The organism is Kangiella sp. (genome assembly GCF_048265365.1).
Taxonomy (GTDB): Bacteria; Pseudomonadota; Gammaproteobacteria; order Enterobacterales; family Kangiellaceae; genus Kangiella.
Genome location: NZ_JBLXBT010000001.1, coordinates 1,926,740 through 1,953,474 on the forward strand (window position 1 = coordinate 1,926,740; position 26,735 = coordinate 1,953,474).

Sequence of the window (26,735 nt, forward strand, 5' to 3'; positions counted from 1 at the left end):
TTGCCACTTGGGGGTTAAGAACTATGTTTGCTATAGAGTCTGAGGTTCAGTCTCAATTATTAAGCAGGCAGTAGCTCCTACGAAACTACCTTGGCCATCGTCAGTTTTGATAAAGATACTCAAGCTATCGAAATCACTGAGCACGCCTGCAGCAATACCACCACAAACCGTTCTATCTTCATTCGGATCGCTGGGTACTAAGTCACAAGTACCTAAAGGCTGACCAAACTGGGTTGGACCGTCATGGTAAACCCAAGCTTTACCTGAGCGAGCCGTATTACCCTGCGCTGCTTTAACCACAAACTGCTGGACTATTGCACCTTCAAGGAATGGAACTACGACACCCACTTCAACATGATGACCACCTTGTTGGCCAAGTCCCATGTATTTGCCTTGCGAACCAATTGTCTGGTCAGTCGCGAAACATAGTAGATTTGAACCTCCACCGGCTGGTCCAGTTTCACCTTGAGGACCTTGAGGACCTGCTGGTCCGGTAGCACCGGTATCTCCAGTATCGCCCTTTTCACCCTGAGGGCCTTGAGGACCCATTGGTCCCATTGGGCCTTGCGGACCTGTGGCACCGGTATCACCCTGAGGACCTTGAGGACCTTGAGGACCTTGAGGGCCTTGTGGACCCATTGGACCGACGTCGCCGGTGTCACCTTTTGGACCTTGCGGACCTGTGGCACCAGTATCACCTTGTGGACCTTGAGGGCCTTGCGGACCTATAGCGCCAGTATCACCCTGTGGACCTTGAGGGCCTTGTGGACCAGTAGCGCCAGTATCACCCTGTGGACCCTGAGGACCTTGTGGACCGGTAGCGCCAGTATCACCCTGAGGACCTTGTGGACCAGTTGCACCGGTATCACCAGTGTCACCTTTTGGGCCTTGTGGGCCGGTAGCACCAGTATCACCCTGTGGACCTTGAGGGCCTTGTGGACCAGTAGCGCCAGTATCACCCTGTGGACCTTGAGGGCCTTGTGGACCAGTAGCGCCAGTATCACCCTGTGGACCTTGAGGACCTTGTGGACCAGTAGCGCCAGTATCACCAGTGTCACCTTTAGGGCCTTGTGGACCTGTGGCACCAGTTTCACCCTGAGGACCTGCTGGACCTTGTGGACCTGCTGGGCCGGCGTCACCTTGTGGACCTGCTGGGCCGGTGTCACCTTGTGGACCTGCTGGGCCGGTATCACCTTGTGGACCTGCTGGGCCGGCGTCACCTTGTGGACCTGCTGGGCCGGCGTCACCTTGTGGACCTGCTGGGCCGGTGTCACCTTGTGGACCTGCTGGGCCGGTGTCACCTTGTGGACCTACTGGGCCGGTGTCACCTTGTGGACCTGCTGGGCCGGTATCACCTTGTGGACCTGCTGGGCCGGTGTCACCAGGATCGCCTTTTTCACCTTGAGGGCCTTGTGGACCAACTCCTCCAAGAGTCAGATCATATAGATCAATCTGTTGACTTGGACCGCCGGCTTCACCAACAAAATCAACCAATACAAAGCTACCAAAAACATCACCTACAAATAGCGGTTGCGAGCATGATGTATGCAGGCCAATAGATTGGCCCAAACCACCTTCGCTGAAATTAACATTAAGCTCATTTCCCCACTTATTACCAGCAGCAGTAAAGACAACATCTTCACCAGGATAAATCATGGTTGGATAACTCCACTTTTCAGCGTCTCTTCCAGAAACACTGACGGAAGTCGCACCAACGGCTCCTGTCATATCACCTGAACATGTTGCTCCCTGCGCATTCAGACCGCTACAGTCGGTTGGAATATAATTAAAAGTCAGTGCTGATGGTTTTTCACCACAAACATCTACACCGCCTTCAACCACTATCTTCAATAGATAATCACCAGAAGGTACTGCGGGTGAACCGTTGTTAACGTAGGGCAAGTCGACCACAAGACATTGGAAATCAGTCGGATCGAGTGGTGGTGCTGGGTTGAATGCCATGGCATCACAAGCTGACTGATCGGCACTGATCACCAAAGGATCGGCATGAGTACCAAAATAAACCTGTGGGTCATCAAAGCCTGAGCCCCAAATCACCAGGTTTGTCGGTGATTCATAGGGATAAGGTTGCACCTCATGAATCTTTGGCGCTGCGAAAGTTAGTTGAGCTGACACCAGTAAACCAAGACCCACTAAGGGTATACCCAGTGTCTTAAGATTAGTGTTCATGAATTTTCCCTCCATTGAACATCCATTGTTAACGAACTAGTAAAAGCTCTTAAAACCCGTAATCACTACCACCCTGATCACAGGCTGATGACGAATGAGCTTCAAGATCTAGCTACCCTAAAATTGAAAGGACGTCTTTGAACTACAAGAATTGACTAACTTGAGATAATAAAAGGCGATGTAACAAATTTAGGATTCCAGCCCGCAATATATGAGCATTGATAAAACCTGTCTAATGTCAAAATTCGATACATTAATTTGGGAATATAGGGAGTCAGATGTTAAAAAAATTGACTGCTATTAAAGATTTTTTACACCAATTTTTGTCAGTACATTATAAAAGCCGCGGCCTTACATCCACTTAATGCATATATGCATTAAGATGTTGTTTTATTAGACAAAAAGTAGACCAAGGAAAAAGTACTAAAGAGCTTCTTTACAAAAAGGACTCTATAATCTTAAAAGTTACTCCCGTTTACGGGTGTCGAAGATTAATACAGTGAATCAGCTCATATTTTGAGAAATACTCCTGCAAATTTTACATTTAACTTTTAACCCTCAGCATAAAACCTTTTACAGTGGCTCTATGGGAGCTGGGGATGGAGTGCATGGACAGGGAGATTGAAATAACTTTCTGTGCATTTAAAGATAAGCTCCTATACAATCGGGCCATTGGAATAAAGATACTAACACTTTGAAAAGCATACTCGTTGTAGACGACAGTAAATTTTTCTGCGCATTAATTGAAAAGAAGATCACAGAAAGCCTGGACTACCAGGTCATGTCTGTTGGTACCTATGCTAGTGCGGAAGCTTTGCTGGATGTCCTGGATATTGAACAGATCGATGCCTGCCTGGTAGATTTCCGTTTGCCCGATGCGCCAGAAGGCGAAATTGTACAGTTAATGGCTAAAAAGCGCATCCCTACCATTGTTCTGATCAGCGATATCACCGCCGAGATTCGAAACTACATCTGGAAATTCCGCATCGTGGATTATGTTATCAAGAGCGATAACTATGTCACCGAGTACATTATTGAGACTTTACAGCGTCTACAAATTAATCCTAGCATCAAAATTGCCTTAGCTGACGACTCTAAAACCAGCCTGCGCATTATGAGCACACTGCTCAGCGTCCATAAATACCAAACCCTGCAATTTAATGACCCACTGAAACTCCTAGATCATTTAAAGCAGCACCGTGATATCAAAATGGTCATCACTGATTATGATATGGAAGCCATGAATGGTTATGATTTAACCAAAAACATTCGTCGTCTCTACAGCAAGCAGGAATTAGCTATTATTGGCATGTCAGCCCGAGATGATGTGTTAATGTCTGCTAACTTTCTTAAGCTTGGTGCTGACGACTTCATCATTAAGCAATCGTTTTTAGCGGAAGAGTTTTATTTACGGGTTGCGGTTAATACGGGTCGAGTCATTGAGTATGAAAAACTAACAACCGCAGCCAGCAAGGATTATCTGACAGGTCTTAACAACCGCCGCCACTTCTACGAGCTAGTTGAAGTGATGCATAACTCAGCGGTTCGACACTCCACTCCAATAGCCTGTGCATTAGTTGATATTGACCACTTTAAACAGGTTAATGATACGTATGGGCATCAGGTTGGTGATGCAGTTCTGACTGAAATTGCTAAAATTCTGGAAAGCTCTGTGCGGAAATCCGACGTAGTAGCACGCTTCGGCGGCGAAGAATTCTGTATGTACATGGTGGGTATTAATCGTGAAAATGCAGAAATATTCTTTGATAAATTACTAAAGAGAGTAGAAAGCACAGCAATTGATATTGATGGTTTGGAAGTAAAGGTGACCATCAGTATTGGAGTGAACATCAACAGTCACCATGTTTTAGATAGCATGATCGAAATTGCTGATAAATGTCTTTATGAGGCAAAGGAAACCGGCCGAAACAAGGTGGTTATCACTCCCGAAGAATCATAAGCCTAACAAGCCCAGAATCGAAACACCTCATACCAATCAGTAATACTGCCTCTCTAGCTCATCAACAAACTTCTGCAAACGCTTGGCTGAAATCGGAAAGCGCGTTTTCTGGCCCTGAGCAAATAATGATATTCTGAACTCTTCAAGCATCCAGTTAAATTCATCTACTTCAAAGGATGGAATAGCATTGTCCTCAGCTAGACTTTCGCGCACATCAAGCCAATCTGATACCATTAATAAAGACTCTGCCTCTTTCAGAGGATTCAGCTTTGCCCGCTCAATACGCTTTTCAATGGCCGATAAATAGCGCTTAAAATCTTTTATCTTTGTAGCGCCGAACCTGAAACAAAAACCAGGCTGGAATAAATAGTCGCATTGACTGCCAATGTCTTTTCGAGTGCTCGGTAGAGCTTTACCTAAACCTTTTGCCTCAGCCAATATGCTGGCTCTTAGTTGCAGAACCTGAACCAGATCATCTAACAACTCGGTCGTAGTAGGCACCAACTCTTTTTCAATCTTTCGCGACAATGCGTCAAAAGCAGTCTTGTCATAAGGTATATTTTTTTGTACCAGATCTTTTAAGCAGGCCATCGCCGCGTCATCAATCAACTCATCAACACTACACAAGGTACTGACTGACAAGGTTAGTTTTTGTCGGTTGTGATATTTCTTTTTCAGGTAACTGAGCAGCTGTGACTTTTCAAGCGCAAGCAACCTGCACACACCGCGCACATGGACATTCTCCGCCTGGCGCTTATTGACCACAGCAACTATCCTCACCTTGTTGCCACCATCTTCCAGCGCATAAGTTACCGGAATTTTAGTGCCGGCCTCTTCGAACACCCCCTCTTTCACAAAAGAATCGGGCCAGTTGGTAAAGGTCTCTTCCTTCTTTTTAGGATTTTGCCTGGTCTTAACCTTAACTTGCTTTAGTTCTTGCGACTGCTCAAGAGTCCTACCGCTACTCAAAATCTTTCCTTTATCGCCAACAATCTCGAAGCGCATTAAGTAATGCTCTGGCAAACTCAGTTCCTGCCAGGCCTCTTTAGGCAGAATCACGCCGGTCATTTTAAATAGATGCTTACTGATAATATCAATCAAGCTGCCCTGCTGCTCCAATACCTGTTCATAACAGGCTTGAGCAAACTGCGGAATTGGCACAAAGTTTTTGCGAAACCGTTTCGGCAAGGAGCGCAGCATGAATTCAATTTTTTCTTCCAGCAAACCAGGTACCAGACGCTCAAAATCTGAGTCTTTAAATTGTTGACTCAGCGATTGAGGAATTTTGACGGTCACACCATCTTGCGGATGCCCCGGTTCAAAGTGATAACTGAGCGGTAATTCAATCGATTTAACTTTAATGCTTTCTGGATAGAGACTGGCGTCCTGCTCCTCTGCTTTGAACAGGACACCCTTGTTCAAAGTCAGTAGCTGATTATTCTGTTTAGCGTTTTTCTTGAGCCATTGATTAAGCTGTTTAACATTACAAATTGACTCTGGCAGACGTTTATCAAACCATGCAACAAGATCGCGCTCATCGGTGCGCATGTCGGCCTGTCTGGCTTTAGCAATTTCCTGTTCGACATCCAGCCATAATTGCTCATTATCCTGCTGAAAAGAATGCCTTGGCTCCAGCTCTCTACGGACCAAGCCGTGCAGAATAAATAACTCTCGACACAGCTCAGGCTCAATAGATGAGTAATCCACTGTCCGATTGGAGACAATCTTTAAGCCCAATAAAGTTTGCTGCAATGACGCAACCACGGCACCACGCTTTTTCTCCCAATGAGCATCAAAGTAGTGGCTCTTAATTAAATGCTTGCCGATGGTTTCAATCCATGGTGTTTCAATCATGGCGGTTAAGCGAGCATAATTCTGTGTGGTTTCAACAATCTCAAAAGCCATCACCCACGGTGGCTGCTTTTTAAAGTTGGCAGACTGAGGATGAATCATAAAACGTGTCTGGCGAGAGCCTAAATAACCCTTCTCAATATCTTTTTGACCAATAAAGCTCAGCAACCCTGTCAACAAGATCGAGTGGAGCTTGGCGTAATATACCTTGTCCTCAGGATTGATAGGCTCTGACTGCTTTTGGGTCTGATGATGCGCAGATTTAACCAAACTCTTTAATTGACGATATGTACTGCGCCATTCGCGATAGGCATTGAAGTTAATCAACTCTTCCTGACAGTAACGACGAAACTGACTGTTGGTTAAATCTTCCTGCTGCTTATGCAAATGGTCCCACAAATTAATGATGGCGATAAAGTCAGACTGTGGATGTTTGTATTTGGCGTGTTTTTGCTGAGCCAGTTCTCTTTTTTCAAAAGGCCACTCTCTCGGGTCTTTGACCGACAGGAATGCGGCCAGAATCAAAGCTTCTCTCACACAGGACTCATCTTCTGCTGCAAGCAATATGCGAGCCAGACGCGGCTCAATCGGCAGGCGTGCCATCTTGCGACCAATATGGGTCAGCTGCTTCTTGCCATCAACCGCCTGTAGTTCAGACAATAAGTTCAAACCATCACTGATTTGCTTTGGTGCTGGCTCATCAATAAAGGGAAAGGCCTCAATATCGCCCAGACCCAATTGCTTCATCTGCAAAATAACGGCAGCAAGATTGGTGCGCAGAATTTCTGCGTCGGTAAATTCAGGACGATTTAAAAAATCATCCTCTTCATACAAACGAATACAGATACCATCAGCGACCCGACCACAACGACCCTTTCGCTGGTTGGCGCTGGCCTGAGAAATCTTTTCAATCGGTAAGCGCTGTATTTTATTGCGCACTGAATAACGGCTAATACGAGCAAAGCCTGGATCAATGACAAATCGAATGCCCGGAACCGTTACCGAGGTTTCTGCCACATTGGTTGATAAAATAATGCGTCGCTTGCCACCGGAAGGATGGAAAATCTTTTCCTGTTCACGCATCGATAATCGCGCATAAAGAGGCAACACCTCGCAACCCTGAAAGCGGTCTTTACGCAGGAACTTAGCGGTTTCGCGAATTTCAGCTTCACCAGAAAGAAAGATCAAAATATCGCCCGGTGCATAGCTGATTAACTCATCGACCGCATGACCAATACGTTCAACTTGCGGGCTGGGATTCTCTTCATCATCAGGTCGATACCAAACATCGACCGGATAAGTCCGACCGCTGATTTCAAGGATTGGAGCGGGCTTACCATTAATAGCAAAATGCTTAGAAAAACGCTCCACGTCAATGGTCGCAGAAGTGATGATGACTTTAAGATCAGGCCGCTTGGGTAAAATATTTCTGATATACCCCAATAGAAAATCAATATTTAAGCTTCGCTCATGAGCTTCATCAATGATCAAGGTGTCGTATTGGCGCAGTAACGGATCATGAGTAATCTCGTTGAGCAGGATACCGTCAGTCATTACGCGAACAGGTGTTACCGGACTAGACTGGTCATTGAATCGAATGCTATAGCCGACAAGCTGTCCCAGCTCAGACTTTAATTCCTCGGCAATCCGTCGCGCAACGCTGGTCGCTGCCACTCGTCTCGGCTGAGTATGACCAATCTTGCCATAAACGCCTAAACCTAACTGCAAACAGATTTTCGGCAACTGCGTGGTTTTTCCTGACCCGGTTTCCCCCGCAATCACCACCACCTGATTCTCTTCAATCGCTTTACGCACATCATCTCTTGCCTGACACACCGGCAAGGCCATATCGAATTCGATATCGGTGGGGATGAGATTTTGTCGTTGCTCGACTATCTGCTTTGAGTCCTGAAGAATTTGTTCGGCTTTACTGATCAGCTTACTGACTGGCTGATTGCTTTTCTGTCGTTTGCTAATAATGGACTTCAGCTTATTGAGCTCAAATTGATCCACAAGCTGACATTGAGTCACTTGTTCTGAGATCAGAGTTTGAATCGAAGACTTATTGCTAGAAGACTTGTCAGAGGCAGGCTTTTTGGAAACAGTTGGTTGTTTTGACATAAACGACGATAAACACTCAGGACATCAATAATGAATGAACTTAAATAAACAGGCTCCTGCCAATCACCGAGTGATATCGATAATTAACAGGAGCTTGAATAAACGATGTCGCTATTGTCGCTTAAATTACTGACTATGACAATTTCCAGAAATCATGTGGTGCGCGAACTTCACCCAGATATTTTGCCACAGGCTTGTAGAAGTCTTTGTCTTCCCAGTAACCCGTATGACAGGCTGGATTCCAGGAGGTCGCAGCACTACCAACGTTAATTTCAATATCTTCATCAACCGCTTGATTATAGTCGTCGCTGACGTTTTTAAGCGGATAAGCCACCACATCGTCCTTATCATAGAAGTTAAGCCACTTAATGCGATCTTGTAGCCCTTCTTCTAATGCTTTGCCCACTTTCGGCATAGGCCCGTGGAAATCATCATGATGAGCTGAATAGACTCCTAATGGACTTGCAAAAGTGATGATGCCGGCTAAGGTCTGGAAGCTCTCGAAGGGATTTAAACCCTCGCCATTACCGGCTAAGTCATGAATATAATCAGACATGATCACCGAGCCAAACGAGTGCGCCAACAATACTAATGGCGTTGAATCGGTGTCTACATGGCGATGAGTGGCAAATTTAGCCATGCTCTCTTTGATACGACCATGAATCGCTTCATACAAACCATTATCGCTAGCTTTGCGATAGCTAAGCCCCAAGCGCATGAAATCCACAAACATATTGCGAACGCCCTTGTAGGCCAGTTCATCGCGATAATCCAACTGCTTTAATAATTCACCATGTTCATCTTTAACCAGATCACCCCAATAAATCTCATGGAACAACAGATCGTCTTCCATACGGTTATCCGGATCACTTTTGAGATATTCCTGAACAATACGGTGTTTTAATTCAATAGAGAAAAATTCCTTCTCAGAACCTATCCCGTGGATAATAGCTACAGCTAAACGCTTCATTTCCCGCTCCTCAATTTATCTTTATATTTTGTTCACGCCTATATTGTTACAACTACTCTTTGAGTTCAAGCAGTTACAAACTTTGATACAAAAAATCACACTAGCAAAACTGGTACGATGTGTTATTCTAAACCAGATAAATTGCTAATGAATCACTATAGATTCTCACATAGAAACTCTCGAATAGAAATTATCATATTGAAAAGGTAGGTTATTTCATGAATTTACTTATCCTCACGTTGGTTTTGCTGGTCGCTCTCGGCATCACGCTATACCATCGTTTAAGCCTGCTAGTAACAACGTTAACAGTGGCAGCCATACTGGTACTTTATAGCCTTCAGATGTCCATTCCTTATGTACACTGGGTTGTATTCCTCGCCATCTTTATCCCTCTGAACCTTAAACCGGTACGACAAATCATCTCCGGTAAGTTATTGAAAGTGTTCAAGGGAATCATGCCAACCATCTCCGACACCGAACAAGAAGCGCTCGACGCCGGTACTGTGTGGTGGGAAGCGGAAGTTTTTGGTGGCAAGCCCAACTGGAAACGACTGCATAAAGTGCCACCGGCCAAGCTGAGCAAAGAAGAACAAGCCTACCTTGACGGCCCGGTTGAAGAGCTGTGTAAGATGATTGATGACTGGACCATCTCGGAATACGACCGCGATATGCCACCGAAAATGTGGGAATACATCAAAAAGAACGGCTTCTTTAGCTTTATTATTCCAAAAGAATATGGCGGCTTAGGTTTCTCGTCTTATGCCCAGTCGCAAGTCTTAACCAAGATTAATTCCTGTAGTGCCACCGTCGGCAGTATCGTGTCAGTACCAAACTCGCTTGGCCCTGCTGAATTATTGCTTCACTACGGCACCGAAGAGCAAAAGAAACATTACCTGCCACGCCTGGCAAGTGGCGAAGAAGTTCCTTGCTTCGCTTTGACGGCAGTTGAAGCAGGTTCCGATGCCGGCGCAATTCCCGATAAAGGAATCATCTGCAAAGGCGATTGGAACGGCGAAGAAGTATTAGGCATGCGCCTGACCTGGAACAAGCGTTATATTACCCTTGCTCCCGTCGCTACCCTGCTCGGCCTAGCCTTTAAATTATACGACCCGGACGGTTTGCTCGGTGACGAAGAAGATTTAGGCATTACCTGTGCCCTGATCCCAACTGACACACCAGGGGTTAACTTTGGTCGTCGCCATCACCCAATCAGCACCCCATTCCAAAATGGTCCAACAACTGGTAAAGACGTTTTCATGCCATTGGACTATATTATTGGCGGCTCAAAGAACGCCGGTATCGGCTGGCGCATGCTGGTTGATTGCTTGTCAGCCGGTCGTGCAATTTCATTGCCATCAGGCGCTACTGGCGGCTCTAAAGCAGTTGCCTACACCACTGGCGCTTATGCGCGGATTCGTAAGCAGTTCAAAGTTCCGGTCGGTTATATGGAAGGCGTGATGGAAGCACTGGCGCGCATTGCCGGTAAAACCTATCTGATTGATGCAGTGCGTACCTTCACCGCTGCCGGTATTGATACCGGCGAAAAACCATCAGTTGCTTCAGCGATTGTGAAATGCCATACCACCAATATGTCGCGTGAAATTGCGGTGGATGGCATGGACGTACATGGCGGTAAAGCGATTATCATGGGCCCGAAAAACTACATGGCCAAAGCGTACCAAAGTGCGCCCATTTCTATTACGGTTGAAGGTGCGAACATCTTAACGCGTAGCCTGATTATATATGGCCAAGGCTCGATTCGCTGCCACCCTTATGTTTTAAAAGAGATTGCGGCCACGCAAAACCCGGACACCAAACAGGCTGTTAAAGATTTTGATAAAGCCTTGTTTGCTCACGTTGGTTTTGCTGCCAGCAATAAGATACGAACTTTCTGGCTTGGCTTAACTGGCAGTCGCCTGGTATTCAAACCAAAGTCAGACTTTACAGGTCGCTACTATCAACAGCTGACTCGCTTCTCCAGTACGCTAGCCTTCTTGTCTGACGTAACTATGGGTGTGCTCGGCGGCGAACTCAAACGTCGCGAAATGATTTCTGGTCGTTTAGGCGATATGTTGAGTTACATGTACATCGCTTCCTCTGTCCTGAAGTTCTATGAAGACAAAGGCCGCCCAGCGCATGATCGGGAGATCGTGCAATGGTCATTGGACTACTGCTTGCACCAAACCCAAATGGCAGCCGATGGCGTATTGCGTAACTTCCCAATCAGCTGGATGGGTAAACTACTGCGTATCGTGGTCTTCCCATTAGGAATGCCAGTGTCAGCACCATCCGACAAAATACAGCGTAAAGTGGCCCGTCAATTACAAGAGCCTGGCGCAATGCGAGAAGAACTGACCCACGGCATGTTCAAGACTCCAGCAGAGTTCAACAACGCTGCAAAAGTCGACCGCGCATTACGTATGCAACTTGAAATTGAACCACTGGTTAAAAAGATCGCCACCACACTTGGCGTCAAGCCAGACAACCATCAAGTGGTCATCTTCGCAGAGCAAGCCAAGAATGAAGACATCATCACTAATGATGAATACAACTTGATCATCGAAGCCGAAAAAGCACGCCTCGACATCATCAACGTCGACGACTTCGAAACAGAAGAAATGGTACACGAGAAAATTTAACCATGTTCGAGATACACCCCTAAGCAACACCCCTCGAAAGGCGTCCAACTGGACGCCTTTTTTTATGCATTGTAATTTGCATTAAATCTCAAAAAAGGCCAAACTGAATGCGCTTAATTTTTGAGGGGCCCCTTATGAAGTTTATTATCAGTCTATTGCTAGCTGGCTTTTCGCTATCGCTTTCCGCGCAAGATACTCAGCAAATTATCTCTGAACAAGCCGATGCCATTGAACCCAAAGTTATCGAATGGCGTCGTCATCTCCACCAGAATCCAGAACTCAGCAACCGTGAATTCGAAACCAGTAAATACATTGAACAGCATTTACGTGAGCTAGGCCTTGAGATCCAAACAGGCGTAGCCCACACCGGAATTGTCGCCATTCTCAAAGGTGGCAAACCAGGCCCTGTAGTAGCATTACGCGCTGATATGGACGCCCTGCCCATCAAAGAACGCAATGACCTGCCCTTTAAATCTACTGCCATTGGCGAATACATGGGCAACGAAGTGCCTGTGATGCATGCTTGTGGTCATGATACGCACGTGGCTATGCTAATGGGCGTTGCTGAAATTCTGACCGGCATGAAAGACGAAATTCCCGGCACCGTAAAATTCCTGTTCCAGCCAGCTGAAGAGGGCTCTCCTCCGGGTGAAGAAGGTGGCGCTGAATTAATGGTTAAAGAAAGTGCGCTTAAAAATCCCGACGTGGATGTGATTTTCGGCCTGCATATCTGGGCCGGAATTAATGTTGGCGAAATAGGAATTAAATCTGAAGGCTTAATGGCCAGTGTGGACGATTTCAAAATCACCGTTAAAGGCAAAGGTTCTCACGGCTCGACCCCATGGCTTTCGGTTGACCCAGTAGTCACTGCAGCACAGATCATAAACAGCTTACAAACCATCGTCAGCCGCAGCATGCCGCTCACACAGCAAGCATCAGTTGTCAGCGTTGGCGCGATTCACGGTGGTGTTCGTTCCAACATCATTCCAGAAGAAATTGAAATGCTAGGTACCATTCGTGCCTTAGATGAGAATGACCGAAAAAATATCGCCAAACAAGTTCGCGAAAAAGCAGAATTGATTGCTAAGAGCATGGGCGCCACCGCAGTGGTTGAACTTCCCTACTCCAGCTCTTTGCCTGTAACCTACAACGATCCGGAGCTGACCACCGCCATGATGCCAACTCTTGAAAATGTCATCGGCAAAGACAAGATCCACATCGTCAACCCGGTTACCGGTGCAGAAGATTTTTCTATCTTCGCCAACGAAGTTCCTGGTATGTTCTTATTCCTTGGTGGCAAACCCATCGGCAAACCATTAAGCGAAGTAGCGCCACATCACACAGCGGATTTCTACGTCGATGAAGCTGGCATGAAAACCGGTGTTAAAGCATTATCACAGTTAGCGATTGACTATTTAAATAGTCAATCGGAGTGAGTATCTAAGACTCCCCCAAGTAGAAAAATACGATAATAAAAAAAGGTGCGTTAATCGCACCTTTTCTGATCAAGCGTTGCCCATATACCAAAGCTCACCAATAATTCTATACAGGCTTTTCATAGCATCAAGCTTGTCCCTATCAACAATCAATTGTGACTGCTTTTCGTACTCGTCAAGTAGTTCCTGTTCCTGAAGGTTGGAGAGTTCAAAGTTGCAGATAATTCCTGCCAGTTCAAACAAGGGATCGCTAATAGCAGCGTACTCCCAGTCCACTAAATAAAGCTGATGTCCACTGAGTAAATTGCCTGGTGAGATATCATTATGGCAACTATGAGATGCCTCGAAATAATTAACTATTTTCTGTCCCTGTTGATATAAAACTTCTGCGCGTAATCGATCTGCGTTTTTATTAACTCGAGTGATTTCATAATATTTAGCAAGATGCTTTTTCATATCAAGCTCAGGCAATAACAATTGAGAATGATGAAGCTCACTTAATAAACGACTCAACTCAACAATCAGATCAGGGTTATTGAAATGCTGGCTCACTGTAGGGCTGGCATAAAGCCAAATAGAAATACGAATATCTTCACTGTCCAGCAAGCACTTCGGTAACCATTTTAATAGAGCAGGGTTTTCACTAACCAGTCGAGTCTGAGAACAGTAATGGCCACCGGGTAACTGACCCACTTTGGTTTGATCCGCCAACTGCACAAAGTAATCTTGATTAGCGAGACTAAGTTTAAAATTTGCATTGGTATCGCCCTGACGAAGCAACTGCCAGCTGGCTTGGTTAGCACACTGGTTTAAGCACTGCTCTACGCTCAATGGGTGCAACTCTACCAATAACTCCACCAGCTGTTTCCAGCTACTCGCTGAATAATGCCACCAATCAGGCTGTTGCTTGTTCATAATGTTTCTTCCACTCGAGCCAACCAATAATGGCCATCACCGTATAACCTGCAAAAAGAATTGCCGTAATCAACAAACCTTTTTCCCAATACAAAAACACCGATACGAAATCAATGACAACCCAATACAACCAGTTCTCAAGCACTTTTTTTGCTAATAAGTAAGTGGTAAACACAGCAAACCAGGTCGTAAATGAATCAATATATGCAAAATCTTGAGTCGTGTAATTATCGAGTAGATAACCACTGATAACAACAACAGCTGACAACCCAGCTATCCAAGCCAAATGCACTTTCAATGGCCATCGACTAATTGGCTTGTCGTTGCCCCGTTTAACGGTGAAGCGCCATTGATAGAAGCCATAAACTGCCATCAACAAATAATAAACGTTTAACAGCGACTCCATGAACAGATTAACGTCAAAGAACAACACCGTGTAGATCGCCGTGCTGAAAAATGCCGCAACCCAGCACCAGATATTTTCTTTAATCGCCAACAAGATATAGGCGATAGCCAAGGCTACAGCCAGCCACTCCCAGACCGAAGTGGCAGCCACTTGCTGGCCGAAAGTTTGAAAGAAGTCGCTCATCAGCTTCCTTATTTTATTCTTTTATCTTGTGAATTCTTTAACCGGGCTTAACGTCGCTGTTTAAAAACTTAGCTACAAACACCTGCTTGCCATAAGTTTTAAATGAGTATTCTACGGTTTCATTAACCACCGCCATAACGGATTCAAACTCACCAAAAAGTTGCGTACTCATGGTATTCACTATGGCCTCTACCCGCTTGTCACCCATCAGACGCGCAACGACATCCTGAATGATCGGCAGAAACTCGTCATCCAGCGGATACAAGCTTAATTCAACTGAAATCTTCATTTCATCATTCCCTCAATGCTTAAAAGTTGTAGGCGGCACGAACACCGACGATTCTTGGTGTACCATACTGGAAATAAGGTTCGGTTTCATAAAACTTTCGCGGATCATTACCGAAGCTGCCAAAACCTCGATTAACGACAGTTTCATCCGTCAAGTTACGGCCATAGAGTTCAACGAGCCAATTAGCATCCTCGTAAGTCAACGCCAGATGCCACAACTGATAGTCATCAGCTTTAACCTGATGGCGGTCGGACAAATAGAACTCATCCTTAAATTCAGTCTGCAGATTCAGGCTCCAATATTCATTGAAATAAAAATCAGCGCCAGCAACCCATTGCAGTTCTGGTGAATGCGCCAGTTCGCGACCCGTTAAATCATAAGGTACTGGTGGGTTGGCCGTTAGGTCAGCCAACACATGCGTAAAGCTTTGCAGGTTTTCAAACTCAGTTTTTAATATGCCCACCGAACCATAAAAATGCGCCCATTCCAGCGAACGCCAATTCCACTCAACTTCAGCGCCGTAACTTTTTGCCCCACCAGCATTGATGTTGTAATCGGTAAAATTACAGGGACACTCACCGCCTTCCTGCAAAGTTCGGCCATCAGCCTGCGAGGTTACATAGGACTGTTTGGACTGAATATCATCACGGTTTTGATAGAACAAAGACGCCTGCAAAGTTAATCCAGCATCAGGCCAAAAACCTTTAACCCCTAACTCATGGTTTAGCATGTATTCAGAATCATACTCACGTTGTGACTCCGGCAGTTCCTGTGCCGTATTAAAGCCCCCTGCTTTGTAGCCACGCGACAACAAGGCATACAGCATGGCCTGTTCACTGGCCTGATACTCAAGCGAAGCCTTACCACCCCAGAAATTCTCAGAACGATCATCCGCGAAAGGCTGATTATCAGCATAATCTGCCGACTGGCGTTCGAAACGCGCACCAGTTGCCAAGGTCCAATCATTGTTCAAAGGAATGTCCAGCTGTCCATAGAGTGCAGCGTTGCGGGTATCGTATTGGTTTCTGAAATCTACTGGGTTAAACGTATATTGACGCAACAAATCAACAGATTGATCGCGGAAATAAGCGCCAATAACCCACTGATTTGATGAAGATCGTCTAGATAGTGAATCAGTACTGCCCTGCCCACCAATCAATTTAACGTCTAAGCTCAAGTTTCGATTGTCTCTCAAGAAGCGGTCAAACGACGAATACCACCAATCAAAACCCCAGTCATCACTATCGCACGGCCTGCCTTCACAAATTCCAGTATGACTCCAGTCTTCGTCGTAAGCATAATCAAGCTCGCTGTCAGCAAATGACAAGGTGCTTTGCAGCTTGGTGGAATCCCAGGCCCATTCAGCGATAAAGGAAGCACCAATGGTTTCCTGGCGATCATGGCCTGGCTCATCAGAATAAGTCTGGCGTGTGTTATCAAGACTAAACGCATCATATCCATTGTCCACATCGACCAGAATCAGATTTGAGGTCAAAGAAAAGTCGTCACTGGATTGATAAACCAAACGAGCCTTCATGCTCGATTCGTCTATATTCTGGGTATCATCACGTCCTAGGAAAACATTATCGGTAAAACCGTCGCTACGGTATTGCCCCACCGCGAAACGGTAGCCCCAGGCATCCGAAAGCTGATCACTGCTTATCAAAGAGGCGCTACGGCCATTGTAAGACTCAAAGGAACCGGAAACTTTCAGCAAGTCTTCCTCAGGTGCCGCAGACACTATATTGACCAAACCCGCCAAAGCATTCGCGCCATAGAGGGTACCTTGCGGGCCACGAAGGATCTCAACCTGCTGCGTGTCCAGCATCAAAGCACCACCCGCGATACCCGTCATATCGATTCCATCAACAATCACACCCACCGAGTAATTGACGGGCTCAACAAACTCACTACGCTCGCCTACTCCACGGATTTGAATAAATCGACCACGCGAAGCACCCGTTGCGAAATTAACATTTGGCGCTAAATTGAAAACATCAGAAACATGATGAGCATTATTCTTACGTGCCGTCTCACTACCGATCACAGTCACACTCGACGGCAAGGTCAAAGGACTCTCAGTCAGATGCTCAGCGGTAACAATCAGGGTTTCCAGATCTTCATCCAAGAGCTCATCATCCGCCTGCCCATCAGCAAGCACAGCAAACGACATCGTCAACAGACTGGTCAAAAGAAGAGGTTTAAAAGAACGAATAGCGTGTTTCAAAAGACAACTCCACATAACAGCATTTCAGCGTTTAAGTGATGGGGTTTAGCGGAGTAACAACAGAAAAGACAGAAAATTGCAGTTAAGCTAACTTGACTGAGTCCCTGTCAATGAATGGCTTAAGGTGAAGAAAGAAAAAGCCAGATTCCAAAAAAGCACATTTTCTGAACTCCCTATCCCTACGCCGGCATGACCCGGATCAGGTTCTAAGGGTCTGGCGCTCAAACAGTCGCAAATCCGCAAACCGCATTGAGCCATTTCTCAGGCAAAAGCCTCCCCTCGGGAATGCTTGCCATTATACACGCCTAAAAATAAACAGCGAATTGAAAGATAATGTAGTTCCGTAGCATCATCCTCAATATTCGCTGTTTTTGAATGTGTATGGGCTAAGAAAGTGGGATCTTTTGACCGTCATCAAGAAGCCTGTAATAAATACCATTTTCTATCAGCAGTCCCTCTGAGTGCTTGGTCGGGAAGCTATTGCTATAATCTGACGGATGTTTCACATCGATTGCGAATAACTTGCCGTCAAACTGACTATTAACACTAAACTGCAAGGTATGACCAACAACTACCGCCTTGGCACCAAATTTATTTATAGTAGCCTGAAATTGCTCTTCATTAACTTTGTCTTTGAAATACCCTCGATACCAGGCTGGACCTGACTGTGTTGAAATTAATAACTCGGTATTTTTGTCGGCAAGTCCGGGATAGTACATCTGTCGGTAATAAGCTCTTACCTGCTCATTGATATCCTCAACGGTCCAATCAAATTGCATCAGCTGCGGGTCAATACCGCCATGAACAAATATAGTTCCATTAATAATTTCCATCACGTTTTTCGATTCAAGCCAGCGGCCAATAAATGAGTTGTTACTAAATAAATCTGCCTGAGTTTTGCCCATAATTCCTGCAATCGGTAAATATTTATCAGCAGCAGATTTAAAGTTTCCCTGCAGATTTTTAATTTCATGATTACCGATAATGTAGTGAAGCTGGCCACCCGCCTTTCGAGCTTCTTGTTCAAGCTTATAAATCAGCCATAGCAATTGCGTAGTGGAGCTACCTCGATCAACCATGTCTCCAACCAGCACCAAATGACCTTGACCAAAGGTCCACTCGAGCTCTTCTGAAATTACCTGATGAGTAATGAGAAAGTCACGGAAGGCCTGAAAATTACCTTCAAGATCGGATAAGGCAAGAATCGATTGCTGATCATCATACACAGCTTTTGGAGTAATAATCGCCGGATGAATATCGAAATCAAAACTGCTTTGATCACCATTATAGGTCACTGTTGCAGGGATAACTTGTTCAGGTGCATAAGCTTGCTTTTCAACGGAAAAACCCGACTCTCGACTGCCCCGAATATAATTCGACTCTAATTGACTATTACTGTAGAAAATAAAAGGCCCTTCTCCTGCAACTTTATTTGCTGATGAATCCGTTCCGTAATTTAACGAAGCATGCTGACTAATACCGAAGACAACCGCTATCAGCAATAGCACCAGCGACACGATGAGAAAGTGAAGAATATAAGTTCCAATAGTTTTCATTATGATTTCCTTAATTAAGATGTCGTTTTAATACCCGTAGTACTCGATGAGTTATGAAAAACTCAATAGCCGCAAGAACAATGGCCACGGGGCTTAACCATAAACCGCTAAAAACCTTTGCTCCATTGCTAAGGTCTGCTTGATGTAACCAACCAATAACAATGCTTTCCCCACTTGCGCTAGACCAGACACCAAGCGTGTAAGGTAAAAACAGGTTAACAAGGGCAAAAGCTATCAAGGCAAAACTGATTCCATACCCAAACACCAGCATGCTGTAGTAAAGCGTTTTAGAAACCCCTCTCTTAACGATCTGTATTGGCCTGAAACCCTCTGGAGGAGGAGTGCCGACCATGATGTGACTAATGTATTTGCTTGCTAGCTCTTTCGGCTCACCGAAACCATTGAATATCTCTTGGATATTCGGTGCTTCACCTGCTTGCTCCCTAGCTTCAATAACATCGAATATATGAGCCTCAATCTCACGAATCACCTCGTCTGCTTCTTCTTTCTCCAAACGAGACAGATATTTCCTTAGTTGATTTAAATATTTCTTAATAGAGTCATTATTAGACATATACTTTTCTCCATTCTCAGTATCTGGTTATTGTCCCTGGGCAGCTAGCAGCGTCTCAATATCAGCTACAGATTGTCGCCATCGGGCTTCAAGCACCTTTAATTTCTGTCTGCCTTTATCAGTCAGCCCGTAAAACTTACGCGGTCTAGCGTCGCCCTCCTGCTGCCAACTGGCATCGGTCAACCCATCTCGCTTTAGCCGGTCAAGCAGCGGGTATAAAGTGCCTTCGCTAATCACCATGGTTTCGAAGCTATGAAGATTGTTAAGCAGTTCAAGGCCATACATAGGCCTTGGCTTCAGGGCAGCCAAAATAGCCAGCTCCAGCGTACCCTTACGCAATTGTGCATCCCACTTTGATTCTTGCTGTTTGTCTTTGTCCATATACAAGCCCTACAATGTACTACATGATACTATGTATAACATAGTTACAATGTAATGCATACCATCACTCTAAATCAATCAAAATTTCGACAAGATTTGTAACAAGACGTTGGAAGTTGTGAGGAAAAGCGAGCGTGCTCTGTATAGAGCACGCAAGATTATTCGGTACCGGCTGGATATATTAATTGTTAGAGTGGAACGACTTTAACGACTAAGCCCATTCTCTTTTCGGCAATAAACTTCAATCAAAACAATCGCAATGACCAGTATTCCGCCCTGTATGGCTAATCCTACTTGATACACTAGGTTTGCTGTTGCCTCGTCTGATATAACAAACTCATAGAGCCCCGGAGTGTATTTTGGTTTTGAATCGAAAATAGCCTGGGCAAAGTTTAGCGCAAAATGAAACATGGTAGGCATCGCAAGGCCGCGTGACCAGAACGCCAATAAAGCAAAAACCAGCCCCCAAACTGCTGGGCCAATAAGCGACTCTATGACCAAGCCATGATATAGACCAAACACAATGGCTGTGGCGTAGATGGCAACACGAGTATTCAAAAGTTGCCTAAGCTTAAACAACAGATAGCCCCTAAAGGCTAACTCCTCCATCAATGCCAGTGCCAACAAAGTGGGTACTGCTTTAAGCAAAAAGCTGAACAGCACTGTTTCTGGCAAAACTTTTATTTCGGCATCGGTCGAATGCCATACAACGACATAAATGATTGCCATCACGCTAAGTCCCGCGAATAAGCCAATAAACGAGTGGCTCATAATATGCTCGCGCCAGCGAAGGCCCAGCGTTTCAAGAGTAGTACCCTCTCGCTTTACCCAGAAATAAGTAAGGAATAGCAGACCGACAGATACGAACACACCAACTGACAGATAATGGAAAGCACCAAAATAGACCGGCATAGCTTGTGCAGCAACAAACAAAGCTGCCAATAGGATGCAAAAAAGTAAAAGGTGAGTAACGGGGAAAATACGTGAAGTCCTTTGAATTAACATGCTCTACTGATCCTTTGCGTTATTATTGGAATGAGTAAGCCAGCATTTTAATCACTGACTTATTGCGCATGCAAAAAAAATTGAATTACTCTGAATCCATTAATCCCACTTTTAAGAGTAATAGCTTCTACTGACTCACATATACAACAGCCACATTACTGTCACCATCAGCAATGATAAAGTCGCTTTTGCCATCGTTGTTTAAATCCGTTAAAGCAACGCCCCATGGGTTAGGAATGCGTGGATGCTTGAAGCTAGTAGTATTAATAGCCGTTTTGCTTCCCAAAATAGCCAGTATTTCGCCAGACCAGTTAGTGATTAATGCATCCTCAACTCCATCACCGTTAATATCTCCTACCGCTATTTGTTTCGCGCCGTTAGATGCATCGATAGTAATTTTCTGATCAATTTGAAAATGACCGTTTCCGTCTCCCGGGATAACACTGATCGAACTGCCATTGGTAGCCACAACCAAATCCAGATTCCCATCGCCATTCAAATCGGCCAACTCTACAGCAAACGGTGCCTCGGATTGTTGCAGCTTATTCAATGAGAACGACATCTTATCTGAGTCAGTGCTAATAACGACTCCAACGTCACGCTGGTTTGGAGTAACCAAGTCTAAATGACCATCTCCATTTAAATCCTTAATGGCAAATCCTCGATAAGGGTCACCACCGACAGGAACAATCTTACCCGGTGTCTCAAATGTTCCGTTACCCAACCCTTTAAGTACCAATACCCCCTCGTCATCACGGCTATCAACGACCAAATCCACGAATGCATCGCCATCTAGATCGCTTAACTGAACCTCATGCGGGTGTGGATGTACGCCAATATTGAATGGTGAGTTTGGTGCTTTATTGAAACTTCCCTTTCCAACACCAAATAACAATGTAACGAAAGACGTTTCATGGTTAGCGATGACCACATCAACATGGCCATCGTTGTTAATATCAGACGCCGCCATACCTGTCGGATTCTGACCAACCAAATAACGTCCAACTTCAGCTAGGCCTCCTTTGCCATCTCCTTGATAGGTGATCATATTGTTGTCTGAGTAATTCGCTACGATAACATCCTGATTGCCATCAGAATTAAAATCACATACAGCCACTGCTGGCTGCCCCTCGCCAACCTGAATCAAATAACCAGAAAAGTGAGTGCCACCTAAATCGACTGCTTTTGCCGCAAAGACACAGCCTAGCAAACCAACTAAACAACTAATAAAGTACGGAACAGTTATAGTTTTAATCATGTTTCTATCCAAATTTCTTTAGCTAACTTATAAAAAATACCAGTAGTTATCACTACTCATAGCCCGGTATAGCTTCTCCTAAAATAATATCACGACGAACTTGCCATACACCCTGCTCGTCTCGCGTGGGCTGACTTTCGCCACAACCACCACGGCAGTTATCTTTCTTTCGATGCTCAGAAGTAAGCAGTGGATCATCGCTAAACGTTACATCATCAATATAGTAAGTCGCTTTATTGGGTTCGATGATATGCAGGTGGATATGCTGGGGAATGTCTCGTCCGGGATAGGCTTTCGGACGAATGGTTTTAAAACCATACTTTCCATTCACATCGGTACGAGCCCAACCGCGCAATCGCCCATGATTCGTTGAGCCCTTTGGATATACGCCTTTCGCATTAGTTTGATACGCATACACAATGATACCACTTGCTGGCGTGCCGTCTGCTTTATAGACGGTTCCTCTGAGATTAAGAGGCTCGCCCTGCTCACTTTCCGATGCAATTCTTGAGCTAGATTTTAGCTCAATGGGCATTCCTGCAAAAACTAGTTCGCAACCCTGACACGGGCCACCAATAACAGGCTCTTGCGCTGAAGCGGCTTCGAAACACATTAATAAAAAGAAAGAAAAGGTAATAACTCTGCTCATATTTGACTCCTTGTTATCGACTGTTATTTATTGCTTCTGGAAAACCATTTTAGATAGCGTTCTATCTCGTTTGATATAGTGGTGGTACAGAGCGGCTAATATATGTCCAAAGATCAGCAGCCATACAACCCATGTACCGAGATAGTGATGAATTAGTTCTGCAGGCTCTTCTAGCTGCTCGAGTGTCACACCAAAAAAACTTTCAATGTCTCTGAAAACGGTGGATTCAAATAATAAAAAGAATGTAAAACTTCCCCCTCTGGACAAATAATCAGCAATCGATAAATAGCCGCTAATCGGCATAATGATCATAATGAGGTATAAAGCGTAATGGCCAATGCGTGCCCCAAGGAGTTGAAGACGCGGGCCAGGTTCAGGCTCGGGTATTCGATTTAACCAACGCCATATAATCCTGAGTATCACGATCACCCCCAAGGAGACACCAATAGACAAATGCAATTGAATCCCGCTCCATTTCTGAATATCTGTTTCTGCAAACCAGTTTCGGTAGTAGATAGCGCAATAGGACGACAGAAAAAGTACCGCCGTTGTCCAATGGAACCATTTGGCAATTGAGCCGTAAGCTTCAGATGTGTTTTTGACGTGCATGTGAACACCAAGCTAAGAGTAATAAGGGTTTACCTAAATTTCTCCCTAAGCACAGTATGAGTCAATATCCAAAGACCTGAGACGATGAATCTACAGCGTAACCTGTGGATTAGATTGAAAGTGATGTTTGAACTGGCTTACATAATTTCTACTGAGTCGAATCTCCGTCTCATCTTGTAGCCTTAAATCATAGTCGCCATTTAACCGAGATTGATAGGAAACGACTTTATCTATATTGACGATACTCGATCGATGAACCCTGATGAATCGAGCGTCTAATTTTTCACCTATAGATTTTAGAGACTCAGAATGCAGGTATTGTTTGTCTGCCAGCTGAATAGCGACATACGGAGTTGCTGCTTTGATGTACAGAACATCACTTAGCTTGATCCGAGTGTTATTTTTTCCAGAGCTGACGGTCAAATATTGAGGCGATGATAGTGACTGTGCTGCTACTTCATTTTCTGACGGTTGATTATCTGTATCGTCTTTATGTCGCTTAGTCTCCGAATGCTTTAACCACAAGACAAATGCCCCATAAATCAACAGAATCTTAACGAAGTCATTGGCCATAGTGTAAGTCAGCACTTTAAAAATCCCGTAGGACTGTTCTCGAAAAATCGCTGACAAGCTCCATATAGTCAGTGGCACAAGGCTTAAGTGCACTAATGTCGCTATGGCTACTGCTCCCCCCCTCTTCGGAAAAGAGTTTAAAAAGCCTTTTCGGTGAGCGTTTTTCAGCAGTAACAATAATGGAGGGAAGAAAATCCAGAAAGCTTTGAATAAAAGAGACTCAGAGAAGAAAAACGGATAACCATTCCTTGAGGAATGCAGATAATCCTGAAATATGGCTACACTTACAATCGCAATAAGCGTGAATAACAAAACCCCAATAGTTCTGTTCTCTTTAAGAAATTTAAAAGCTTGCTTAATACTATTAATCATAAGTTAGAACAGGGGTCACTAAGTGGTATGGGCAAAAGTATAGTATGAATCGATAGGAATATACACTGCCCCATTATTCAAGTAATGATTTCAATAAACTTCAACATAACTTCCTTTAACATTTTTTATGGACTCAAACTTCTGTCGTATTAACTCCATTTGAATGATTTCGTCTCCAGTATAGACTTCAAACATGATGTTATGAGGTTTGCTCAAATCCTGAAGCCTTTCGCTTAATAGCATCCCACCATCTCTAGCCAAAGAAACATCATCCATGTTGACTAAAATCCATCCGGACTTTAACCCTGAGTGGAAGGTATCGGAATGCTGAGAGATTAACAGAACTTCCAACCCTTGGTTTGGTTGCTCTTTATAAATAATGCCCAATGTATATTTCTGCTTAAGCCATTCTTCTGTTGATTCAATGGGTTCAAGTGCTTTTTGACTGGAACAGCCTACCAACAATAGAATTAATAATAATGATAAAAGTCTTTTCATATAAATATCCATATAGACAGTACAAACAGTATCGCTTCGACTAAGCATGGGAGGTTATAGAATGGTGGTAATTAAAACCTTCTTGGTACCAGCAGCTTTCAGACTATCAACAACTTGAATCAACACAGCCGCATCCACATCGCGCATGGTGCGGAGCTCAACCGAATCATAATCCTTCTTGTAGTTGTCGGACAAACAGTCCTCCCAATTCTTATGCCTATTACCCAAATAACTACAATATTCATTAGTCAGAACAAAGATTTTCCTTTCATTATTCACCAGTGCCGAATAGGCTTTTGCTCTTTCCTCGCAGATTTTTTCTATTTCGTTATTCTCAGCCTCTGTATGCTGTTCATTCTGTTGCTTGTCAGAGAATGTATCCATGCAGCTATCAAAAGCTTTTGCATACTGTTCTTCGCCAACACAGCACATCGAAAAAGATGCTAATACTATAGCTATCAAAAATTTCATTAGAGGATTCCTTTGAGCTTAACGGAGGTTGTCCGTATTCTTAGTTTCTAAATGTGTTAAATGTTCTTAAAAGTCGACTTTTCTGGTGAAGCCCATTAATTCAACAGCGGTGCGAAGTTAATTAACTGGTCAGGCTTTTATCCCAACAGCCATTAAAACCGTCATAGTGCCTTTTGAACTGTTCATTTCAAATGGTTTTTTCACTTGAATATCGATGAACCCATTGTCTTTCAAAGCACCTAATACCCTACTTTCAGACAATCCAGTTTCAGAGGACTCATCATTCGACAACCAATCCCACTGTACAAATACTCCACCGCTTTTCAAAAGAGACTTTAACAGTCCAAGCGTCATTTCATAATCAGGTAAAAAACCACAAACTGATGACGCCACGATCAAATCAAATTTGTTGGCCAGGTCATGATGGCTATCAATCAATTCCTGAGTCAAAAAGCCGGTAATGGTCGAAACATTAGTGAGTTGTTTCTTAGTCAGGAACTTTATCATTTCTGGTGAGGCATCAAGTGCAACTATGTCTTTTACCCTTGGACTAAGAAGCTCGGTAAGGGTGCCAGTGCCACAACCGAAGTCAAAAACAGATAGGCCATCAAGTTCGATAACACGAGAAAGTTCGTCAAAAGCATTATGTGCATATTCTCGTACCGAGGCATCAACATCCCACCCCTCGGCATATTCATCCCATTCATTGCTCAATACAGTTTCTCCTACAGAAATTCGAACAGACTGATAATTGCCGAGCATTATATTACCGTATATATCCGATAACCAACCGTTTTACAGAAGCAACAATTGAATAAGGGAAACCACCATTAATCCCATACCACTCAGCAACCAGTTGTTCGAGATGATTCATAAAGTGCTAACTCCTAGCATATGGCGCGCAGCTATGCTGCGTCCCAGCCACGAAGGGGCGAACTGCTACGCCTTGTTATGGTGATTTTTTTCAGTCATTACTTAATGGCTCAACAGTCTCAGGTTCTGTTCCATCCGATACGACTGCATCGGCTTCAAATTCAACCAACCATTCGGGATTCACAAACCGCGACACCTGCATGATGGTGTCTACCGGTCTGATATCTTTGAAATATTCTGCGCGCACATCTATTACTGTTTTCCAGTCCTCGATATTGGTAAGAATTACTCGCGTCCGGACAACATCCTCCATTCCAGACCCAGCGTTTTCTAGCGCTTCCTTTATAATTTCCAGGCACTGTCTTGCTTGAGCCGCAGGATCGCCAATACCAACAGTTTTTCCTTCAGAATCTACCGGTGCCGTTCCGCCAACAGAAATATAAGGACCGACTCTTACAGCGCGGCAAAACCCAACGACTGATTCCATCGGATTGCCATTAGATACTAATAATCGTTTCATCCCATCGCCTCAGGTAAGAATATAAGAATAGTTGGTTTTGATTAACACCATTCCACGAAAGAAATGAACCGATCTTCTTTCTGATTTTTGTCTCTGATCTCTACTCATTTATGGCTTACGCCGCCATAAGAGCTGAGAGGTACTAGCATCGGCTTTAATGGCCTGGTTATGTTTAGTTGCATGCAAATTTCCCCTGACACACTGCATCG

The 26,735-nt window shown here is 44.5% G+C and carries 22 protein-coding genes and 1 riboswitch; of the genes, 3 read left to right on the forward strand and 19 right to left on the reverse strand.

The features are described 5' to 3' along the window. Positions 1-30: 30 nt before the first annotated feature. Positions 31-2,190, reverse strand: coding sequence for a collagen-like protein (locus tag ACN0VI_RS08895; protein WP_417446491.1), 2,160 nt, complete (start codon positions 2,188-2,190; stop codon positions 31-33). A gap of 694 nt (positions 2,191-2,884) precedes the next feature. On the opposite strand from ACN0VI_RS08895, the gene ACN0VI_RS08900 reads away from it, so the two are divergent. Beyond that, the gene (locus ACN0VI_RS08900) at positions 2,885-4,150 is read left to right on the forward strand and encodes a diguanylate cyclase (RefSeq protein WP_417446492.1); all 1,266 of its coding nucleotides are present in this window, start codon (positions 2,885-2,887) and stop codon (positions 4,148-4,150) included. A gap of 36 nt (positions 4,151-4,186) precedes the next feature. Here ACN0VI_RS08900 and hrpA read toward each other — a convergent pair whose 3' ends face one another. Together hrpA and ACN0VI_RS08910 are read right to left on the reverse strand one after the other, a co-directional pair. Beyond that, a complete protein-coding gene (gene hrpA / locus ACN0VI_RS08905) occupies positions 4,187-8,122 on the reverse strand; it encodes an ATP-dependent RNA helicase HrpA (protein WP_417446493.1) in 3,936 nt (1,311 codons plus the stop codon). 133 nt (positions 8,123-8,255) lie between these two features. After that, positions 8,256-9,092, reverse strand: coding sequence for a hypothetical protein (locus tag ACN0VI_RS08910; protein WP_331890062.1), 837 nt, complete (start codon positions 9,090-9,092; stop codon positions 8,256-8,258). A gap of 218 nt (positions 9,093-9,310) precedes the next feature. On the opposite strand from ACN0VI_RS08910, the gene ACN0VI_RS08915 reads away from it, so the two are divergent. Then, entirely contained in the window at positions 9,311-11,731 is a 2,421-nt protein-coding gene (locus ACN0VI_RS08915) for an acyl-CoA dehydrogenase (RefSeq protein WP_417446494.1), read from the forward strand. Positions 11,732-11,865: 134 nt separating this feature from the next. Beyond that, the gene (locus ACN0VI_RS08920) at positions 11,866-13,167 is read left to right on the forward strand and encodes an amidohydrolase (RefSeq protein ID WP_417446495.1); all 1,302 of its coding nucleotides are present in this window, start codon (positions 11,866-11,868) and stop codon (positions 13,165-13,167) included. Between the two features lie 69 nt (positions 13,168-13,236). Here the strand turns inward: ACN0VI_RS08920 and ACN0VI_RS08925 are convergent, their stop codons facing one another. The 16 genes from ACN0VI_RS08925 to ACN0VI_RS09000 form a co-directional block, all read right to left on the reverse strand. Next, positions 13,237-14,082 carry a phosphotransferase gene (locus tag ACN0VI_RS08925; RefSeq protein WP_417446496.1) on the reverse strand — a complete coding sequence of 282 codons (846 nt, stop codon included), beginning with the start codon at positions 14,080-14,082 and terminating at the stop codon, positions 13,237-13,239. Further along, positions 14,063-14,671 (reverse strand): nicotinamide riboside transporter PnuC, encoded by a 609-nt coding sequence (pnuC, locus tag ACN0VI_RS08930; protein ID WP_417446497.1) that lies wholly within the window; start codon positions 14,669-14,671, stop codon positions 14,063-14,065. The genes ACN0VI_RS08925 and pnuC overlap by 20 nt, the downstream gene beginning before the upstream one ends. Positions 14,672-14,708: 37 nt before the next feature. Further along, positions 14,709-14,960, reverse strand: a complete 252-nt coding sequence (locus tag ACN0VI_RS08935; RefSeq protein ID WP_417446498.1) for a hypothetical protein — start codon at positions 14,958-14,960, stop codon at positions 14,709-14,711. A 19-nt stretch (positions 14,961-14,979) separates the two neighbouring features. Continuing rightward, on the reverse strand, positions 14,980-17,187 hold the full coding sequence (locus ACN0VI_RS08940; RefSeq protein ID WP_417446499.1) for a TonB-dependent receptor: 2,208 nt from the start codon (positions 17,185-17,187) through the stop codon (positions 14,980-14,982). 158 nt (positions 17,188-17,345) lie between these two features. Continuing rightward, positions 17,346-17,477: riboswitch (TPP riboswitch) on the reverse strand. A 96-nt stretch (positions 17,478-17,573) separates the two neighbouring features. Continuing rightward, positions 17,574-18,743, reverse strand: coding sequence for a metallophosphoesterase (locus ACN0VI_RS08945; RefSeq protein ID WP_417446500.1), 1,170 nt, complete (start codon positions 18,741-18,743; stop codon positions 17,574-17,576). Positions 18,744-18,753: 10 nt separating this feature from the next. After that, positions 18,754-19,317 (reverse strand): HAAS signaling domain-containing protein, encoded by a 564-nt coding sequence (locus tag ACN0VI_RS08950; protein WP_417446501.1) that lies wholly within the window; start codon positions 19,315-19,317, stop codon positions 18,754-18,756. A gap of 27 nt (positions 19,318-19,344) precedes the next feature. Beyond that, positions 19,345-19,698: a PadR family transcriptional regulator gene (locus ACN0VI_RS08955; protein ID WP_331891720.1), complete on the reverse strand. Its 354-nt coding sequence runs from the start codon at positions 19,696-19,698 to the stop codon at positions 19,345-19,347. Between the two features lie 204 nt (positions 19,699-19,902). Then, positions 19,903-20,703, reverse strand: a complete 801-nt coding sequence (locus ACN0VI_RS08960) for a CPBP family intramembrane glutamic endopeptidase (protein ID WP_417446502.1) — start codon at positions 20,701-20,703, stop codon at positions 19,903-19,905. 127 nt (positions 20,704-20,830) lie between these two features. After that, positions 20,831-21,961, reverse strand: coding sequence for an FG-GAP repeat domain-containing protein (locus ACN0VI_RS08965; RefSeq protein ID WP_417446503.1), 1,131 nt, complete (start codon positions 21,959-21,961; stop codon positions 20,831-20,833). Between the two features lie 52 nt (positions 21,962-22,013). Beyond that, the gene (locus ACN0VI_RS08970; protein WP_417446504.1) at positions 22,014-22,610 is read right to left on the reverse strand and encodes a hypothetical protein; all 597 of its coding nucleotides are present in this window, start codon (positions 22,608-22,610) and stop codon (positions 22,014-22,016) included. Positions 22,611-22,637: 27 nt separating this feature from the next. After that, positions 22,638-23,219: a cytochrome b gene (locus tag ACN0VI_RS08975; protein WP_417446505.1), complete on the reverse strand. Its 582-nt coding sequence runs from the start codon at positions 23,217-23,219 to the stop codon at positions 22,638-22,640. Positions 23,220-23,309: 90 nt separating this feature from the next. Further along, positions 23,310-24,164 (reverse strand): LytR/AlgR family response regulator transcription factor, encoded by an 855-nt coding sequence (locus ACN0VI_RS08980; protein ID WP_417446506.1) that lies wholly within the window; start codon positions 24,162-24,164, stop codon positions 23,310-23,312. Between the two features lie 90 nt (positions 24,165-24,254). Beyond that, positions 24,255-24,662 carry a hypothetical protein gene (locus ACN0VI_RS08985; protein ID WP_417446507.1) on the reverse strand — a complete coding sequence of 136 codons (408 nt, stop codon included), beginning with the start codon at positions 24,660-24,662 and terminating at the stop codon, positions 24,255-24,257. A 54-nt stretch (positions 24,663-24,716) separates the two neighbouring features. Further along, positions 24,717-25,133 (reverse strand): hypothetical protein, encoded by a 417-nt coding sequence (locus ACN0VI_RS08990; protein ID WP_417446508.1) that lies wholly within the window; start codon positions 25,131-25,133, stop codon positions 24,717-24,719. Between the two features lie 129 nt (positions 25,134-25,262). Beyond that, positions 25,263-25,895, reverse strand: a complete 633-nt coding sequence (locus tag ACN0VI_RS08995; protein WP_417446509.1) for a class I SAM-dependent DNA methyltransferase — start codon at positions 25,893-25,895, stop codon at positions 25,263-25,265. A gap of 202 nt (positions 25,896-26,097) precedes the next feature. Beyond that, positions 26,098-26,493, reverse strand: a complete 396-nt coding sequence (locus ACN0VI_RS09000) for a RidA family protein (protein WP_417446510.1) — start codon at positions 26,491-26,493, stop codon at positions 26,098-26,100. Positions 26,494-26,735 lie beyond the last annotated feature (242 nt).